Source organism: Bacillus sp. SRB_8, assembly GCF_003264205.1.
In the GTDB taxonomy this organism is placed as follows: Bacteria; Bacillota; Bacilli; order Bacillales; family Bacillaceae_G; genus Bacillus_A; species Bacillus_A mycoides.
The window spans coordinates 20818-37968 of record NZ_NADT01000038.1; the positions used below are offsets into that span (position 1 = coordinate 20818).

The 17151-nt window shown below is 35.6% G+C and carries 20 protein-coding genes; 12 read left to right on the top strand and 8 right to left on the bottom strand.

Annotated elements, in window-relative coordinates:
* Positions 1-95: 95 nt before the first annotated feature.
* On the bottom strand, positions 96-680 hold the full coding sequence (locus B5P40_RS25870) for a DUF3238 domain-containing protein (protein ID WP_113710142.1): 585 nt from the start codon (positions 678-680) through the stop codon (positions 96-98).
* Between the two features lie 152 nt (positions 681-832).
* On the opposite strand from B5P40_RS25870, the gene B5P40_RS25875 reads away from it, so the two are divergent.
* On the top strand, positions 833-1306 hold the full coding sequence (locus tag B5P40_RS25875) for a MarR family winged helix-turn-helix transcriptional regulator (RefSeq protein ID WP_002087475.1): 474 nt from the start codon (positions 833-835) through the stop codon (positions 1304-1306).
* A gap of 59 nt (positions 1307-1365) precedes the next feature.
* Here B5P40_RS25875 and spoVR read toward each other — a convergent pair whose 3' ends face one another.
* Both spoVR and B5P40_RS25885 read right to left on the bottom strand, forming a co-directional pair.
* On the bottom strand, positions 1366-2781 hold the full coding sequence (spoVR, locus tag B5P40_RS25880; protein ID WP_002029894.1) for a stage V sporulation protein SpoVR: 1416 nt from the start codon (positions 2779-2781) through the stop codon (positions 1366-1368).
* A gap of 116 nt (positions 2782-2897) precedes the next feature.
* The gene (locus B5P40_RS25885) at positions 2898-3458 is read right to left on the bottom strand and encodes a nitroreductase family protein (protein ID WP_002125380.1); all 561 of its coding nucleotides are present in this window, start codon (positions 3456-3458) and stop codon (positions 2898-2900) included.
* Positions 3459-3689: 231 nt separating this feature from the next.
* Here B5P40_RS25885 and B5P40_RS25890 point away from each other — a divergent pair, with 231 nt between their 5' ends.
* From B5P40_RS25890 to B5P40_RS25930, 9 genes are all read left to right on the top strand, one after another.
* Positions 3690-4286 (top strand): hypothetical protein, encoded by a 597-nt coding sequence (locus tag B5P40_RS25890; protein ID WP_078176285.1) that lies wholly within the window; start codon positions 3690-3692, stop codon positions 4284-4286.
* Positions 4287-4520: 234 nt separating this feature from the next.
* Entirely contained in the window at positions 4521-6026 is a 1506-nt protein-coding gene (locus tag B5P40_RS25895) for a spore germination protein (RefSeq protein ID WP_113710143.1), read from the top strand.
* Positions 6023-7105 carry a spore germination protein GerYC gene (gene gerYC / locus B5P40_RS25900; protein ID WP_002140451.1) on the top strand — a complete coding sequence of 361 codons (1083 nt, stop codon included), beginning with the start codon at positions 6023-6025 and terminating at the stop codon, positions 7103-7105. The genes B5P40_RS25895 and gerYC overlap by 4 nt, the downstream gene beginning before the upstream one ends.
* Positions 7106-7117: 12 nt before the next feature.
* Positions 7118-8227: a GerAB/ArcD/ProY family transporter gene (locus B5P40_RS25905; RefSeq protein ID WP_002029888.1), complete on the top strand. Its 1110-nt coding sequence runs from the start codon at positions 7118-7120 to the stop codon at positions 8225-8227.
* Positions 8228-8272: 45 nt separating this feature from the next.
* Positions 8273-8782: a PCYCGC motif-containing (lipo)protein gene (locus B5P40_RS25910; protein ID WP_078176283.1), complete on the top strand. Its 510-nt coding sequence runs from the start codon at positions 8273-8275 to the stop codon at positions 8780-8782.
* Positions 8783-8903: 121 nt separating this feature from the next.
* Complete coding sequence (locus B5P40_RS25915; RefSeq protein WP_001195459.1) at positions 8904-9152, top strand: YhdB family protein; 249 nt, start codon at positions 8904-8906, stop codon at positions 9150-9152.
* Between the two features lie 165 nt (positions 9153-9317).
* Entirely contained in the window at positions 9318-9737 is a 420-nt protein-coding gene (locus tag B5P40_RS25920; RefSeq protein WP_002125372.1) for a disulfide formation protein C, read from the top strand.
* Between the two features lie 12 nt (positions 9738-9749).
* Positions 9750-10202 (top strand): thioredoxin family protein, encoded by a 453-nt coding sequence (locus tag B5P40_RS25925; RefSeq protein ID WP_002029885.1) that lies wholly within the window; start codon positions 9750-9752, stop codon positions 10200-10202.
* Between the two features lie 72 nt (positions 10203-10274).
* Positions 10275-10490: a DUF1540 domain-containing protein gene (locus tag B5P40_RS25930; protein ID WP_002029883.1), complete on the top strand. Its 216-nt coding sequence runs from the start codon at positions 10275-10277 to the stop codon at positions 10488-10490.
* Positions 10491-10522: 32 nt separating this feature from the next.
* On the opposite strand, the gene B5P40_RS25935 is transcribed toward B5P40_RS25930, so the two are convergent.
* The 3 genes from B5P40_RS25935 to B5P40_RS25945 form a co-directional block, all read right to left on the bottom strand.
* Positions 10523-10774 carry a hypothetical protein gene (locus B5P40_RS25935; protein ID WP_002029881.1) on the bottom strand — a complete coding sequence of 84 codons (252 nt, stop codon included), beginning with the start codon at positions 10772-10774 and terminating at the stop codon, positions 10523-10525.
* Between the two features lie 163 nt (positions 10775-10937).
* A complete protein-coding gene (locus B5P40_RS25940; RefSeq protein ID WP_002029880.1) occupies positions 10938-11699 on the bottom strand; it encodes a L,D-transpeptidase in 762 nt (253 codons plus the stop codon).
* Positions 11700-11920: 221 nt separating this feature from the next.
* A complete protein-coding gene (locus B5P40_RS25945; RefSeq protein WP_078176318.1) occupies positions 11921-12787 on the bottom strand; it encodes an SDR family oxidoreductase in 867 nt (288 codons plus the stop codon).
* Positions 12788-13011: 224 nt separating this feature from the next.
* Between B5P40_RS25945 and B5P40_RS25950 the strand changes: the two genes are divergently transcribed.
* The gene (locus B5P40_RS25950; protein WP_113710144.1) at positions 13012-14313 is read left to right on the top strand and encodes an NCS2 family permease; all 1302 of its coding nucleotides are present in this window, start codon (positions 13012-13014) and stop codon (positions 14311-14313) included.
* Between the two features lie 72 nt (positions 14314-14385).
* Here B5P40_RS25950 and B5P40_RS25955 read toward each other — a convergent pair whose 3' ends face one another.
* Both B5P40_RS25955 and B5P40_RS25960 read right to left on the bottom strand, forming a co-directional pair.
* Complete coding sequence (locus B5P40_RS25955) at positions 14386-15240, bottom strand: patatin-like phospholipase family protein (RefSeq protein WP_002029877.1); 855 nt, start codon at positions 15238-15240, stop codon at positions 14386-14388.
* A gap of 130 nt (positions 15241-15370) precedes the next feature.
* The gene (locus B5P40_RS25960; RefSeq protein WP_002125351.1) at positions 15371-15832 is read right to left on the bottom strand and encodes a MarR family transcriptional regulator; all 462 of its coding nucleotides are present in this window, start codon (positions 15830-15832) and stop codon (positions 15371-15373) included.
* A gap of 140 nt (positions 15833-15972) precedes the next feature.
* Here B5P40_RS25960 and B5P40_RS25965 point away from each other — a divergent pair, with 140 nt between their 5' ends.
* Entirely contained in the window at positions 15973-17151 is a 1179-nt protein-coding gene (locus B5P40_RS25965; RefSeq protein WP_113710145.1) for an MFS transporter, read from the top strand.

Consider the following 17151-nt stretch of genomic DNA (forward strand, 5'->3'; position numbering starts at 1 on the left):
ATTGAATAAAATAGACCACAATTTCAATCCTAGAACCAATAGCTTTCTCTTTTACGTTTGCTACTTCCTTCTAAAAAATAGCGCTATATTTATATCTAGATTTTCGTTTTAAAGCTATATTCCATTTCTCCAGCTAGTGCTGCTGGGGTATCATCCGTTTTCCTGAAATCATGCGTATATACTAATTCAAATGAACCAAAGTCGATTTGTTTATAAAATTCATAGCAAGGAAAACCATCATGTAAACCTTCAACATGCACAGTACCACTTTCATTAACTCGTATAGTCAAAAAATAATCAGCTGCAGGTGCTGCCGCGTTTAACGGATTACTTGCACTTGCTCTCATTTCAAATGAAACCTCATCTTCACTCCATACAATATTTGTACATGCAATGTTTTCTGTACTTGTTTCTCCTTTTTGATACTCAATTGAGCCATCTGGATTTGTAATTTTCACAGTAACGATACAAGCATCTGCATATGTGAAAATTTCTCTTTTATAAAAATCAACAACCACTTCTTGTTCTAATCTTGAACGCTTTGTGTTCACAGCGTATGGTGTAAATTCACGTGCATCTCCGGCATATTCAAACACTCTTCCCGTCGCAGGATCCTGAATAGGTTTCAGCAAAGCATACGGTGCAAATACACTCCCTCTAATTTTAACGATATTAACCATGTGAAACCTCCATAATTCATTGATTTTATTTAGATAAATCATTATTTGTTCTATTACCATTATATAGTCAATTTGATTGACTATATCCTGTATAGTACAATAGATTCTACTTATAGTCAATTTAATTGACTATAAGTAAGGAGGTTATATACATGACTCATCAAACACTTAACGAACTAGATCTTACTTCACTTTTATCACTATCCTTCAGTACATTAATTACTGAACTACACGACAAATTAAGTGAATTGGGATTTGAAGATATTAGGCCCGCACACGGTTTTATGTTCAAACGTATCCTTCCTAATGGAGCAACCGGTATAGAACTAGCTGAATATTTAGGGGTTTCAAAACAAGCCATAAGTAAAATGGTAGATTCTCTTGAGAACAGTGGTTATGTCACGCGCCAAACGCATCCTACTGATAAAAGAGGTAAAATTATTGTTTTAACCGAGCGTGGTTTAGCAGTAATGAAAGCAAAAGAAGAAATAGTAGCTGAAATAGAACAACGATGGATTGCAAACATAGGTGCAGAACGAATGCAAATGCTTAAAGAGGATTTAACAACATTCGTTACTAAAGAAAATACAGGAAAATTATCATCGAGCATACGACCTGTTTGGTAAACAAAAACTCCATATAATAAAAAAGAACGGACATAGCATTTCTATGTCCGTTCTTTCCATCACACATACTTCCGATGCACCATCTTCCCATCATAAGAAAACACAACGCCCTTACTCTCCACAATCGATTCCATATGCACTGTTCTTCCCCATAGCTGATGAAGATACGGTAATACTTTTTCTAAGTATTTTAAATCTAACTCAATTCCTTCATAGCTATGTTTAATGTACAATTCCCCATTCTTTAAGTAGTCTCCATCTTCTACTACTAAGTACGGGAAACCTCCATTTGTGCGCATATTTACGAGTTGATCGCGTACATGCTCCCATTCTTTATCAATTACTTTATATTCTTTTCCTTGGCGCTGGAATAAGTACATATCTTCTCTCATTACGAGTTTTTTATTTAAGTAGTTTCTTAGGAACGATACATCCCATTCAATTTCCCGTACTTCAAAGATTTTGTCACGACCAGAACCAGGTTTCACACCGCGTCGTTTCATTTCTTCTGTCGGGTTGTTATACCGCTCTTCAATATCTTCGAACATTTTAATACCGAGGTAGTATGGATTAATACTTGTTTTTGATGGCTGTACGACACCTGCATTTAATTTCGCAAATTCAATTGCTTCACCAGATGTTAAGTCCATTTCACGAAGTATGCGTTGATGCCAGAAGGAAGCCCAACCTTCATTCATAATCTTCGTTTCAAGCTGTGGCCAGAAGTATAACATTTCTTCACGCATCATCGTTAATATGTCGCGCTGCCACTCTTCTAGCTCACGGCTATATTCTTCAATAAAGAGGAGTAAATCTTTTTCTGGCTGCGGTGGGATTTTCTTCTTTTTATGCATATTAGGTCGTTCTCTCTTTTTGTTTCGATCATCTAAATTCCATAAATCATCGTACTGTGATATCTTTTTCTTTTCTACATCCTCTTCTAAATCTTCAATACTCCATGCAAGTTTCGGACGCATAAGCGATGGATCAATATGTTCTTGAATGGCAAGTACGGCATCTAAAAATGTTTCTACCTCTTCTCTTCCATACTTATGTTCATACGCCTTCACACGATCTGCTGTCGCTGCCATACTCTCCACCATATCGCGCTTCGTATTAGAAAAACGAATATTATTTTTGAAGAAATCACAATGTGCTAAAACGTGCGCCACGATTAATTTATTTTGAATTAAAGAATTCGTATCTAATAAAAAGGCGTAACATGGATTAGAGTTAATAACGAGTTCATAAATTTTACTAAGTCCTAAATCGTATTGTAATTTCATTCTGAAAAATTGCTTTCCAAAACTCCAATGCGAAAACCTCGTCGGCATCCCATATGCACCAAATGTATAGATAATTTCCGCTGGACATACTTCATAGCGCATCGGATAAAAATCAAGACCAAATCCAGTCGCAATTTCCGTAATTTCAGCAATCGCATATTGTAGTGCTTTATCATCACTTGCTCTCATTATTTTCCCTCCTTACACTTTCCCTTAAGAAAGTGTATGATGAGGAACAAGCTTTCATGAGGATTGATTGCATAATAAAAAGGCACCCCCGAAAAAACGAGAATGCCTCTTTCTAATTAACCTTCAATAATCTCCATCTTCTCCGTAATCGGCGTACGCGCTTTTCCTTCTGGTGCTTTATCGAAATAGCCGATATGAAGAATTCCAATGATGCGTTGACCTCTTGTTAAACCAATTCCTTCTATAAATAGTGGATTGTAGTTTAATCCACCTGATTTCCAAACGCACCCTAAGCCGCGTTCCCAAGCAAGTAATTGGAAGTTTTGCATAAATGCACATGTTGCAGCGTAATCTTCGTCACGTTGAATTTGACGCGGATCTTCATTAATGTAAACAACGATTTGTGCAGGTGTGCTTAAGAAACGATCAGATAAAGTTTTGCCACGTTTTGCTCTTTCTTCTTCTGTGAAAGAGTTTAGTACTGCGTCTACTAATTTCTGACGGCCTTCTCCAATGTATAATTTACAATTCCATGGTTCACGGTGTTTATGATTCGGTGCCCATGTTGCGTCGTTCAATAGTTCAATTAATAGCTCTTTTTCTACTGCTTTATTTGTAAATGTACGAACAGAACGTCTTTCTTTAATAACGTTTGCGATGGAAGTATATGTAGTCATATTTTTCTCTCCCTTATTTTTATCTATATGTATAAATCCGTCATTGATATTGATTTTCAATTTCGATTATAACCTAGTTTTTCACTATTAATCAATGTTTTATGTTGGAAAACCATGAAAAACTTCTTTTTATACTGTGAATAAAAAAACTTAACTTGTTCACAAGTTTTTCACATTTTATGGAAATGATATGTGTAAGTTTTCCACATTACCCATCTAGGAGGAGTTTATATGTACAAGAAAATCGCAGTAAGTATGACTATGGCAGCATTATTGTGCGGAATATCTGTCTTTCCTACTTCCGCTGCCACGCCAAAAGAAGTAACAATGCACCATCATAAGCCTATTTCAGAAGAAGAAATGCAGTCGCTCGAAAAACTCGGCTATAATAAACATGAAATTTGGAAAGCTGCCCACATTGCAAGAATAAGTAAAAAAGAAATTAAGGACGTTTTAGCTTACTATAAGCAAAATAAATCTTGGGAGAAAACAGCCGAGCATTTCGGTGTAGACCCAAGTAAATTGAAAAAGCATCATATGAATAAAGAAACGAAAAAAGCACTACTGCAAAAATTAGCAAATATGCAAAAGTCCACACCAGATGGACTGAAACAAAAAATGAAAGAATATAACATCGGCTTACGCCAACTTACCGTGTTAACAATCATCTCTCAAAAAAGTAATACCCCACTTGACGATGTACTAAAAATGAAAAAAGATGGGATGGATATTAAACAAATTGCGGAAAAATTAAATGTTAAAAAAGAAGATATACGGGCAGAAATGATTAAATTAGTGAAGTCTATTAAAGAAAAGAAAACAAATTAGCCTGTCAAAAAGGAAGAGATATTCAATACTCTTCCTTTTCTTTATCCCGCTATTTCTGGGTAGTAAAACTCCCACCTCAAAATTCGGCTGGAGCAAAGAAGTTAGGTGGGAGTCGTGCTGCCCGTAAAATCCCGATTATTAGCCTTCACTTTATGAACTTTCAATTTTCAAGTATAAATTCCCGTCTTTCCCAAAAACTAACACAAATAAATGATGTGTGTAAGGGGTGAGGAAATGTTCCGTGTATCATCTAAAAAGAAGAAAAAAGCACTCTGTTCTATTCCAGAGTTTATCCACACTACGAAAGAATCCAGTGATTTCGTGTCTTATAACGTAGTAGACGATGGAACATTGTGTTTGTTTTATTATAAATCTACAGCTGAATCACTCCTCATTAATCGATTCATTTTAACACCTATAAAAAGAGAATTAGATCACATTGAAAATATAAGTGATATAGCAAATATCGTCACACTTGAGGAGATTATCACTGGCCCTACTATTGATGACATTCGTGAAAAATTATTAAGTGGGTATGTACTTATACAACTAAAAAATGATTCTCAAATCGCAGAATATGCACTTATTCGTGCTGAAAGTTCCGTTTTAGGTACACGGCTATATAACGATACTGAAAATGAATATAGTGTCATCGGTCCAAAAGTCGGATTTGTTGAGAATATCGATACAAATATACACTTACTTCGGCGAAATATCGTCACAGAACAATTAGTTTTCAAAGAAGTTATAGTTGGTTCTATATCAAAAACAAAAGTCGTAGTTGCTTACATCGAAGATATTACGAATGAGCAGCACGTTAATACTGCGATGCAGCGCCTACAAGACATTGACTTTGATGTTCCTTTCGATGCAACTATGATTGAACAGTTTATTAGTGATAACAGCAACTCTCCCTTCCCTGTTTTACTCCCTACAGAGCGTTTAGATCGCTCCGTTTATGCATTATTGAATGGAGGAGTCGTCATTTTAACAGACGGTTCACCTTACGCATTAGCTGGACCAGCGACATTACTCGATTTCTTCGTCTCTCCAGAAGATTATTATTTACCATGGATAGCAGGCTCATTTCTTCGAATGGTTCGCTTTTTCGGAGCAGCATTCTCGCTATTTTCATCAGCTATTTATACAGCTGTATTAACGTATCACTATCAAATGATTCCTGCGGATTTACTAGGTCCGATTATTTTTTCAAGAGCTAATGTACCCTTTCCGCCCATTTTAGAAGCACTTTTTTTAGAAATCACAATCGAATTGCTCCGTGAAGCTGGAGCACGATTACCTACAAAAGTTGGACAAACAATCGGCATCGTTGGCGGGATTGTAATTGGCCAAGCATCTGTTCAGGCTGCTTTAACGAGTACCATTTTATTAATTGCAGTTGCTTTATCAGCACTCGCTTCTTTTACAACACCAACTGTAAAAATGTCTTCTACTATCCGGATACTACGATTTCCACTTATTCTTTTAGCTGGTGCATTTGGGGGCTTAGGTCTCATTGTAGGATTCGTACTCATATTAGCTCATTTAATTCGCTTAAAATCACTTGGATCACCTTATTTATTACCTCTATATCCATTTCGCGGTTTAGGAACGGCAGAAGGTCTCTTTCGCTTGCCATTTAGTCAAACTGCAGGACGTGCCTCTTTTCTAAGACCAAAAAAGAAATGGCGCTATGATCCAAACAAAGCGAAAGAAAAACATGATGGTGAAGAGAAATGAAAAATACTTTATTATGCTTTTCCATTATCATTTTAATTTTCCAATCCGGCTGTACACAACCGAATATAGTAGACACACAGCGAATGATTCATATAGGTGGATTTGATATAACGAAAGATAAAAAATTTCGCGGGACAATCTTATATCCCGATTACACAAAAGGCGTTCAATCAAAACCAGAAACTCAGTCAACTACCGCAGATACAATTGAAACAATTTCTTCACTTCTAAACGCCAAATCACCACATACGATCGCTGTAGGTCAAATGCGTGTTGTCCTATTTGGAAAATCATTTGGTGAACGTGGAATTGGGGATGTTATTAACAACTTACAACGTGATCCTAATATTGGCCGAGATGTGCAACTAGCGCTTGTAGATGGTTCAACAGAAGAATTACTTAAACATGTCAAAACGAATGGATCGCTATATCTATCTGATTTACTGGAGCAAAATATAGAAACCGAGACAATCCCTCGGACAGCTTTAAATATTTTTTTATATAACTTTTATTCATCTGGATGCGATCCATTTCTTCCTTATATTAAAGTTGATGAAGACAAGTCTGCTTCCATTAAAGGAATTGCTTTTTTAAAAAAGGATAAAGTGGTTATGTACACAGATAAAAAAGGATCTTTTTTATTAAAACTACTCATTAATCCAACTAAAAATGGTCGTTACGAAGTTCCGATACGTCAAGGTAAGCATAAAGGATTGATCGCTACTCAAAACTTATCCGGGAAAAGTTTTTGTTCTCTTTCCCAAAACGGTGACATTCCGAAAGTTAACATCCACTTAAAGTTAAACGGACTTATAAAAAATGCTCCCGACTGGCTCGATTTAGCAAAGCACGAAAATATAACTTACGTAAAAAAACATGTAGAAAAAACGCTTGAGAAGCATTTAAACGAATTAATAAAACAATTCCAAGAAAAAGAAATCGATCCGATAGGTATACAAGAAGAAATTCGTAGTCATTCAAGAAAATGGACTATAAAACAAATTCAAGAAATGTACCCTAATGTAGACGTTGCTGTTCATGTGCAAATCAATGTCGTGCAATCTGGTATCGGAGAATAGTGAGGTGCTGTAATGGCTGGACAAGATAAAACACATACTGTTTCCCCTTATTTCACATTTCTTCTATTACACTCCCTTCAAATTGGAGTAGGTGTGTTAGGATACCAAAGGATTATTGCGCAATATGCCGGTTATGATTCTTGGATTTCTCTTATTGTTGCGGGCATTGCAACTCATATCGTGCTATTTTGCATGCTTAAAATGTTAGAAAAAGATAATGATTTAATGAATATTCATACGACATGTTTCGGAAAGTGGATTGGAACATTTTTGTCCGTATGCTTTGCTGCATACCTTCTATTATTTTGCCTTACTGTCCTTCGTACATATATTGAAGTCATTCAAGTTTGGGTCTTCCCTACAATTAAACCGTGGAAATTAACTTTATTATTTTTACTTGTGACTTACTACGTAATTAAAGGTGGTTTTCGCTCTGTAACAGGAATATGTTTTTGGGGCGTCGTAATACCGATTTTCGTCCTATTTTTCTTAGTTTTCCCAATGAAATACGCGCATGTCCGTAACATTCTCCCAATTCTAACTCATTCACCTTTAGAAATTCTAACTGCAGCGAAATCATCTGCATTAGAATTTCTTGGATTTGAAGCAATTCTTGTTTTTTATCCATTTATAAAAAAAGAAAAATCATTAAATAAATGGGCGCACGGTGGTATTGCTTTTACAACAATTCTATACGTAATACTAGCCATTGTTTCCCTTATGTACTATAGCCAAGGACAACTACATCATACAATTTGGCCAACATTAACAATGCTAAAAATCATAAAGATTCCTTTTATCCAAAGGTTTGAGTACATCATTATTTTCATGTGGTATCTTATTATTTTACCCAATCTTTGTTTAACAATTTGGTCTTCTTGTTGCATTAGTAAAAGGTCTTTTCACGTACCATTTAAAATTACACTTCCATTTTTTATTGCAGCTATATTTATTTCATCCTTATTTTTCACAAACCGTGAAAGTATCAATACATTAAATACAGTACTGTCTCAAGCTGGTTTATATATTGTATACGCTTATATCCCAATTTTATTTCTATTCCATTCACTACGATGGCGCTTCAAAAATCAGTCGAAAAAATCTTCACCCGACACACCATGATATTTGATACAATTTGGTTAATACATTTGTAAAGGGGACAAGCGAATGAAAAAGTATGTATTTTCTTTACTTGTAGTACTAAGCTTAATTCTTGCTGGATGCGGGAGTACTAGTACAAATGAAAAAAAATCTTCTGAATCAAAAGAAGAGCATGACCACGCATCACATACTCAGCAAGCTGATATTCAAGAAAAGACAAAAGGAGTCGACACACTCCCTACCTTCCTAGACAAGCTTGATCCGCAAATGAAAGATATCTACACTGTCGCTGGACAAAATGCAGAGCTATTAGATTGGATTCCATGTTACTGCGGTTGCGGTGAGAGTGTAGGACATAAAAACAATAAAAACTGCTTTATTCGTGAAATTAAAAAGAATGGTGAAGTTGTTTGGGATTCCCACGCAACAACTTGTGTCAACTGCCTAGAAATCGCGGTTGAATCGGCTTCCATGAAACAAAAAGGAAAATCAACGCTCGAAATTCGTAACTATATCGACAATAAATACAAAGAAGGGTATGGCAAGCCAACACCTACGCCAATGCCAAAAGCATAAAAACGAGGAAATCCCTCGTTTTTCTCTTTTCATTCACCTTTTTTCTTAACAAATTCTTTCAAGTGTATTTCTCCTTACTTGTCACACACTATATATAACTCCTCGGTAAGGAGGGTACACAGTGCAAACATATAACGACTATGATAAAGCTCTCTATTACACGTATTGCTGTAATTGGGATAAATTACTCGTTCTCATGGTTCAAACGAACGATCAATTATTTTCTAAGCGTATTGAGCATTTTTTACACGCTTATCAATACAGTAAAGAACTACCAGAAGTTGATAAACAATTGCAGCTCCTATTTCAATATATTGACCACGCATCCCAAAAGTCACATGTAGAAGAAGTAGAGCAAATTCAAATGTAAAATATAGCGCTATTCTCTTTATGAGAATAGCGCTTTTTTAAAATGTTTATATCAATAAAAGTTTCTCCTTATAAAACTTTTATTGATAAACATATTTTTTCTTTCTTTTCCCTACCACTTCATACTATAATTTAGTATGTAACTATTATAAGTGAGGTATAAAATATGGGACGAGAAAAAAAGCAAGAGTATGCTTTATTTGCTGCATGGGGAGCTTCGTTTATTGCTACATTAGGAAGTCTATACTTTTCCGAAATTATGAAATTTGAGCCTTGTGTCCTTTGTTGGTATCAACGTATTTTTATGTATCCATTTGTTTTATGGCTCGGTATCGCTGTAGTAAAGAAAGACTATCGCATTGCAAGTTATTCTTTACCAATCGCAAGTATTGGTGCTTGTATTTCTTTATATCACTATGCAATTCAAAAAATCGCAGCATTTTCAGCTGCTGGGGCAGCTTGCGGCCGCGTACCTTGTACGGGAGAATACATAAACTGGTTCGGCTTTGTGACAATCCCGTTTTTAGCACTTATCGGCTTTATCACAATCGCTGTTTGTAGCTTCATTGTAATTAAAAACAAATAAGGAGATGAAAGAATGAAAAAAATGCTTATATTTGGCGGTATTATTATCGCCTTGTTTGCAGCAATTTTCGCTGTAACACAAATGGAAGAAAAAAATGCTTCAACAAGCCAAAAAATTGATAATGCTACTAGTCAAACAGATGGTTCTGACTACTACACAAATAAAATCTCTCTTTCAGATCTCCAAAAGAATTTAAAAGAGAAAAAAGAAGAAACAGTATACTTTTATCAAACATCTTGCGTTCATTGCCAAAAATTATCTCCTATCGTAGTACCAATGGCTAAAGACTTGAATGTTGATATGAAAGTTATGGATATTGAAAAATTAGATGCTCCTTGGGATGAATATAAAATTAAAGGAACTCCAACAATCATTCATTTTAAAGACGGTAAAGAAGTGAGCCGTATTAGCGGCGAACAACCGGAAGACAAATTAAAAGAGTGGCTTGAGCAAACGAAAAAATAATAAGAAAAGGAAACTCCTTCTATACATGAAATGGGCGTAAAATCCCACACTAATGTATGAGGAGGGGGTTTTATGCCAGAAGTGAAATGCTCTGTTTCCAATTGCTCATTTTGGGGACAAGGTAACCTTTGTCAAGCAAGTGCAATCGTTGTTCAACCTGATGCACAAGAAGCAGGTCAAATTGAAAACAGTTCATATACAAACGCTACTTTAACAAACGAGACGCTTGAAAGTTCTGTAACAACGAGTGTAGAAACGTGTTGTCATACATTTAAACCGAAATATTAAACGTAAAAGCATACGATTAGTCGTATGCTTTTTTACATTCCTCTCCAAACATCATGCATCATAAAAAAGTACAAAATAACGAGAAGGACCGTCCCGCATAAAGTAATGCGCCGATATACACTCTTCTCCCCTTCCCTCGCTTTAACAAATGCCCAAATAAATCCAACGAACAATATTAAATCAATATATGGAACATAAAAGGAGAAGACGAGTAACGCATATAAATACACGATAAATAAACAAGTCGTGATTAAGAAAATTTTAAATGCAAATTCACTTTTCATAATGTGACCGCCCCCCAGTCTGTACTGTATTATATTCAGCAAAACATAATAGTTGCTGTTTCAATTTTTTTATCTCACTATTTACAGGCGCGCGATTGGTATGAAATCATTAAAACCAACTAAACTTCATCACAAATAAGCTACCGCCTATACACGGTAGCTATTATGGAACATTATATTTCCTTTTATATATGTTACTTAAAATCGAATAAGGTAATTGCTCATAACGAATTTTTTCTCCCGTTACATCTACAATATACAAATTGTTTCCTATATAATAGGTTCCATCTTTTCGTTTGGAATACACTGTATATTTTTCATTTGGCAATACCGTTTTTACTTTCGTCAATTGTCCATTTGGTTCTTGCCAATATATATTTACACGATCTACTAACGTAAGCATTCCAATTTGTTCTTCTTCTACTTTACGCCCATTCCAACTCACAACCCGATAACCAAGCTTATACGCTTCATATTCGGGACTCGTATGAAAACGAGAAATAATTACTTTCGTCTGTAATTGTACCCGGTCGTATAACCATTGTATGTCCCGATCGTGCATGCGAATACAACCATTCGACTCCCTGCTTCCAATCGTCCATTCCCGATTTGTTCCATGAATTGCATATTCCTTTTTATCTAGACCTAACCACCTCGTACCGAGAGGGTTATTCGGAGCACCCCCAGCTATTTTTTTACGATGGTATTCTTTATTTTTATATTTAGTTATAATACAAAAATTACCCTCAGGCGTCGGGGTCCTGTCTTTTCCTGTCGTTATCGGAAATGTCTTAGTATAGTTTCCATCTTCAAAAAAAGACAGCTGATTCGTCGTAAGGTTAACTAATATTAAATGATCTGTATTAGCAAAAACGCTAGCTGGCAGGCAGAAAAATAGGATTACGATAAACCATACTTTCTTCATCTAAATCCTCCCTAGCACTAACATCATAATAAAGTGAAACTTTACTCGTTGGGGGATTTTGTCCATCCCCACTGAGGATTAGCCTTCACCAATCGAGCATTTACGGACATTTATCTCCCACCTAACTTCCTTGTATTCACCGAATTGTTAGGTAGGAGTCTTACTGCCCGCAAATAGCGGGATAAATACAATTAACTTTACTTTGCTCTTATAAATGAAAACTATCCATTCACAATTACTCCACCATTTACATGCATCATCTGTCCCGTTACATATGCCGAATCACTAGACGCTAAATATACATATGCAGGCGCTAATTCATACGGCTGACCAGGCCTTTGCATAGGAACATTACTCCCAAACTGTGATACTTTTTTCTCATCAAAACTGGATGGAATAAGCGGTGTCCAAATTGGGCCTGGTGCAACACCATTTACACGAATTCCCTTTTGTACTAACGACTGAGATAGCGATCTTGTAAAAGCGACAATCGCTCCTTTCGTTGCAGAATAATCAATCAACGTTTCATTTCCTTCATACGCAACGATAGATGCCGTGTTTATAATTACATCCCCTTGCTTTAAATGAGAGAGGGCTGCTTTTGTAACATGAAAATAAGAAAAAATATTAATACGGAACGTTTTTTCTAACTGTTCCGCTGTAATATACTCTAGCCCTTGCTGCGGATATTGCTGTGCGACGTTATTCACAAGAACATTTAGCCCCCCTAGCTGCTGGGCGGTCTCTTCTACAATCTCTTTACAATGTTGTTCATTACTCAAATCTCCCGGCAATAATACACAATTCACGCCTTCTTTTTCCACAAGTTGTTTCGTCTCAGTTGCATCTTCGTCCTCATCTAAATAAGCAATCGCAATATTTGCTCCCTCTTTTGCAAAAGCGATAGAAACAGCTCTTCCAATCCCGCTATCTCCTCCTGTAATTAATACATTCTTTCCTTTTAACTTTTCACTTCCTTTATAATTTAGATCTTCAAACTTTGGAAGAGGATTCATTAACGATTCAATACCAGGTTGTTTATTTTGATGTTGTGCTGGCATTGTTAAAAAGTTTTTTTGCTGCGGCATAACTTCCTTCAACTCCTTTCCCCTTATAATGCGCACAATAAAAAAAACTACTTACACATTAAAGAACCGCAATTCACACACAGTTTTACGATTAATATTCGAATTTACGACATAAAATATGAGTTGTTCTAAAGTTTTTATGCAAAACTATTGCAAAATAGTTAAAAAACGAATATTATATATAACTGTTGTGAAAATTATTCGTAAAAAGAAAGGATGTTTATATGTTTAACCTTTCAAAACATAAAACTTCTATTAAAACTGAAATTATGGCAGGTATTATTACCTTTTTAACAATGGCATATATCATTGTCGTAAACCCTGTCATCCTTGGGGATGCAGGTGTTCCGTTTGAACAAGCATTTACAGCTACAATTATCGCTGCTGTTGTCGGAACATTATTTATGGCGATCTTTACTAATTTACCAATCGCAATTGCACCAGGTATGGGATTAAATGCTTACTTCTCTTATTCTGTTGTAAAAGCCCATGAAGGCATGACTTTCGCAATTGCATTCTCTGCTGTATTCGTAGCAGGTATGATTTTAATTTTGTTATCATTCACATCTTTCCGTACGAAATTAATGGAAGTAATTCCTGAGAACTTAAAACATGCACTTACTGCTGGTATCGGTCTTTTTATTGCTTTTATCGGTTTGCGCTTAACGGGAATTGTTACAAAAAATGATGCAAACCTAGTTGGGCTTGGCGATCTTCACTCTGCTCCAGTTCTACTAGCATTAGCTGGCCTTGGAATTACAATTATCCTTATGTCTTTAAATATAAACGGGGCACTATTTATCGGAATGTTATTAACTGGTATTATCGCTTACTTCACAGGTCAATTAACATTCTCAAGCGGCGTTACATCAATGCCTGGATTACCAGAAGGAATTATCGTTTCAAATCCAATTACTGCTGTATCTGATGTAATTAACTACGGATTATACGGCGTTGTGTTCTCATTCTTCCTTGTTACACTATTTGATACAACAGGTACACTACTTGGCGTTGCACAACAAGGTGGATTTATGAAAGGTGGAAAGCTTCCAAAAGCAGGACGAGCTCTTCTATCTGACTCATTCTCAGCAACAATTGGAGCTATGTTCGGAACAACACCATCAACAGCTTACATTGAATCATCTGCTGGTGTTGCAGCTGGTGGTCGTACTGGTTTAACAACTGTTACAGTAGCTGTTCTATTTGCATTAGCAGCATTCTTCGGACCGTTAGTGAGCGCTGTTTCTGGCGTTTCAGCTATTACAGCACCATCACTAATTATCGTTGGTAGTCTTATGATGGGCTCAGTTCGCCACATCGATTGGGATACATTCGATGAAGCATTCCCAGCATTTTTAGTAATCTTAAGTATGCCACTTACATCAAGTATCTCAACAGGTATTGCACTTGGATTTATTTCATACCCACTTATGAAAGTGGCAAAAGGACAATTCCGTGCTGTTCACCCACTTGTGTATTTATTCGGGATCTTGTTCGCTTATCAATTAGTTTTCTTACCACATTAAAATCCCTCGTAAAGAGGGATTTTTTCATAAATAAAAAAGGCTGCAGAGAACTCCTTCTCCACAGCCTAATTATTATTTTTGCAAAAACGTCTGCAAATCTGCAAATTGTCTCTTTGCATCTTCATAGCCTTGCTCATATAAACTTTGTAATTTAGCCGTATCCTTTTCCATACGATCTACTTGAAGCGGCACTTCTGGGCGAATAACAAATAAATTACCTGCTTGCTCTTCTTTTTCAATGTAGTGAAGTGTTTCATTATACACTTCATAACGATTCAGCATCGTATTTACAAGGTTTGGATACTTCTTATAAGCCTTTGCTGCAATCCAACCAAATTTTGATTTTTTCTTCGCGTAACCATGATTTCTCGTCAAAATAACGACTGATTTTTTAAATCCATCTTCCTGTGCTTTACGAACTGGAATCGGATCTGAAATCCCGCCATCTAACAATTGCTTACCTCGGTAGTTTACTGCCGGTGCAATGAAAGGTAATGAACTAGATGCTTGCAATAAATTTAGTGCATCATCATTCGTTCCCTCTTTTTCAAAATAAACAGACTGTCCTGTTTCACAATCAGTTGTTCCTACAAGGAAACGCTCTGGACTATTAAAGTATGTTTCAAAATCAAACGGTACATGCTTTTCTGGAATTTCATGAAAAATGAATTCCATATCAAATAGCTGACGTTTTTTCCACAAGTTTTTATACGATAAATACTGCGGATGTGATGCATAATCAATATTTACTGTTTTATTTCTATTTCTTTGTCTGGAAAGATACGACGCTGCATGACAAGCACCAGCTGATACACCAATTACATATGGAAAATATAAATCTTGTTCCATAAAATATTCTAATATCCCGCCCGTATATACACCACGCATACCGCCGCCTTCTAATACTAACCCCGTATTTTCAAGCATGTTATTCTCTCCTCTTTATATATATTGACTCTTTAATTATTCACTATGTTAAGTATCTTTTTCTATTATATATGAGTTCTTTCAGAAATTATATTGAAAAGGCTTGAAATGGAGGGGTTTTTTCTTCCAATTATATTTCCAAATGACCAGAGACATCCTTTATAAACCTTTGAATAAAATCTTGCTCTTCTTTCGTATATCCATCTAAAAGTAACAGCCACTTTTCTTCAGCTTGTTTATGCAATTTTTCATGAGCTTTATATATTTCATTTCCTCTTTCCGTTAAGCGGAAGAAAATTTCTTTTTGATTATCTAACATTTGCATTTTCTCAACGAATTGCTTTTGAAACAACTTTGTACAAATTTTAGAGATTGCGCCTTTCGTCATTCCCATTTCTGTTGCAATAGCAGTTACATTCATCAGACCATTTTTTCCGATACACTCGATAACATGTAACTCAGATAAAGACATGCCACTTACACCTGTCTCACGAAGAAACTTCTCATTATTTTCTTTCAAATGCTCTTCTTTTTTATGAAAAAGTGTACGAATATCCGAAAGTATTTCCATTTGTTTCGCTGTACGTTCCAATCCATTCGCCTCCTAAGTTTCCAAAGAAACAAATTAACTATATACCATTTTAAAATCATTTTTTCATCTTTACAAGTGAGAAAATCATGTTAAAATTAATTTAGTTTCCAAGGAAACCAAATGACAAGGAGGTTAACATTATGGAAAAAACCAAACTGAATTTCATTTTATATGTTGTCTGTATGAGTGCCTTACTCGGTTGCTTCGCTCAAAATATTTATACACCTATCTTGCCGATGATTCAAAATTCGTTTCATACTTCTCTTTATCTTGTAAATTTAACCGTTTCACTTTTCACATTCGTTCTTGCGGTTATGCAGCTCATATACGGACCTTTAATTGATACAAAGGGAAGAAAATCTGTCCTTATCCCTAGTTTAATCATTAGTACAATCGGCTCAATTGGTTGTGCTTTCTCACCAAACATTTACTTATTTCTATTTTTTAGAGCTGTTCAAGCTATAGGAATAGCGGCTATACCTGTAGTTGCAGCAACGATTATCGGTGATTTATTTGAAGGAAAAGAACGCGGAGAAGCGATGAGCCTTTATCAAATGTTACTTGCTCTCGCACCTGCAATCGGTCCTCTCATAGGTGGCTATCTCGGCAGTATAAATGGCCACTTATCTGTATTTCTTTTTTTATCTACAATTGGCATCATCTTATTAATTATAAACATTTCACTACTTCCAGAAACAAAACCAAATGTAATTGAGAAACCTAAAGCAAAAAAGAATTACTGGCTTATCTTAAAAAATAAAACTGGATTTTCCATTACACTTATTGGCTTTATTCAATTTTGTATATATTTCTGTTTCCTCGTTTTTTTACCTAGCATATTAACAAATATATTTCATCTAAGCGCAAGCGAAATTGGTCTTATGTTTGTACCGATGTCCCTTTCTCTTATGTTAGGAAGCTATTGCTACAAATTTTTGCAAAAACATTTCACAACAAGGCAGGCTTTATTCATCACTAGTTTCTTCAACATTATATGTGTCACTTTATTCTCTTTCACATATAGCATCAATATCCCATCCGTAATTATCGTTACCTCTTTATACGGTTTTAGTATGGGACTTTCTATGCCGACTCACACTACTTTATTAACGGAAGAATTCGTACAAGAACGCGCAACTGCCATCGGTATGTACAACTTCATTCGCTATCTTGGTATGGGTACAGGGCCTATTGTAGGTGGGTTTCTTTTATTTAATCAAAATTACTTTTGGATTTTCTTCCTAGGGGCAATTATATTTCTACTTATAGTTTTACACGCAATGAAAATGCTACATTCCCATGCTGCACAAAGAGCTTAA

Coding starts and splice junctions, on each gene's coding strand:
- gerYC (WP_002140451.1), top strand. CDS start 6,023: ATGAAAAATACTTTATTATGCTTTTCCATTATCATTTTAATTTTCCAA.
- B5P40_RS25935 (WP_002029881.1), bottom strand. CDS start 10,774: ATGAAAAGTGAATTTGCATTTAAAATTTTCTTAATCACGACTTGTTTA.
- B5P40_RS25895 (WP_113710143.1), top strand. CDS start 4,521: ATGTTCCGTGTATCATCTAAAAAGAAGAAAAAAGCACTCTGTTCTATT.
- B5P40_RS25890 (WP_078176285.1), top strand. CDS start 3,690: ATGTACAAGAAAATCGCAGTAAGTATGACTATGGCAGCATTATTGTGC.
- B5P40_RS25925 (WP_002029885.1), top strand. CDS start 9,750: ATGAAAAAAATGCTTATATTTGGCGGTATTATTATCGCCTTGTTTGCA.
- spoVR (WP_002029894.1), bottom strand. CDS start 2,781: ATGAGAGCAAGTGATGATAAAGCACTACAATATGCGATTGCTGAAATT.
- B5P40_RS25965 (WP_113710145.1), top strand. CDS start 15,973: ATGGAAAAAACCAAACTGAATTTCATTTTATATGTTGTCTGTATGAGT.
- B5P40_RS25930 (WP_002029883.1), top strand. CDS start 10,275: ATGCCAGAAGTGAAATGCTCTGTTTCCAATTGCTCATTTTGGGGACAA.
- B5P40_RS25945 (WP_078176318.1), bottom strand. CDS start 12,787: ATGCCGCAGCAAAAAAACTTTTTAACAATGCCAGCACAACATCAAAAT.
- B5P40_RS25885 (WP_002125380.1), bottom strand. CDS start 3,458: ATGACTACATATACTTCCATCGCAAACGTTATTAAAGAAAGACGTTCT.
- B5P40_RS25875 (WP_002087475.1), top strand. CDS start 833: ATGACTCATCAAACACTTAACGAACTAGATCTTACTTCACTTTTATCA.
- B5P40_RS25905 (WP_002029888.1), top strand. CDS start 7,118: ATGGCTGGACAAGATAAAACACATACTGTTTCCCCTTATTTCACATTT.
- B5P40_RS25910 (WP_078176283.1), top strand. CDS start 8,273: ATGAAAAAGTATGTATTTTCTTTACTTGTAGTACTAAGCTTAATTCTT.
- B5P40_RS25950 (WP_113710144.1), top strand. CDS start 13,012: ATGTTTAACCTTTCAAAACATAAAACTTCTATTAAAACTGAAATTATG.
- B5P40_RS25920 (WP_002125372.1), top strand. CDS start 9,318: ATGGGACGAGAAAAAAAGCAAGAGTATGCTTTATTTGCTGCATGGGGA.
- B5P40_RS25940 (WP_002029880.1), bottom strand. CDS start 11,699: ATGAAGAAAGTATGGTTTATCGTAATCCTATTTTTCTGCCTGCCAGCT.
- B5P40_RS25870 (WP_113710142.1), bottom strand. CDS start 680: ATGGTTAATATCGTTAAAATTAGAGGGAGTGTATTTGCACCGTATGCT.
- B5P40_RS25955 (WP_002029877.1), bottom strand. CDS start 15,240: ATGCTTGAAAATACGGGGTTAGTATTAGAAGGCGGCGGTATGCGTGGT.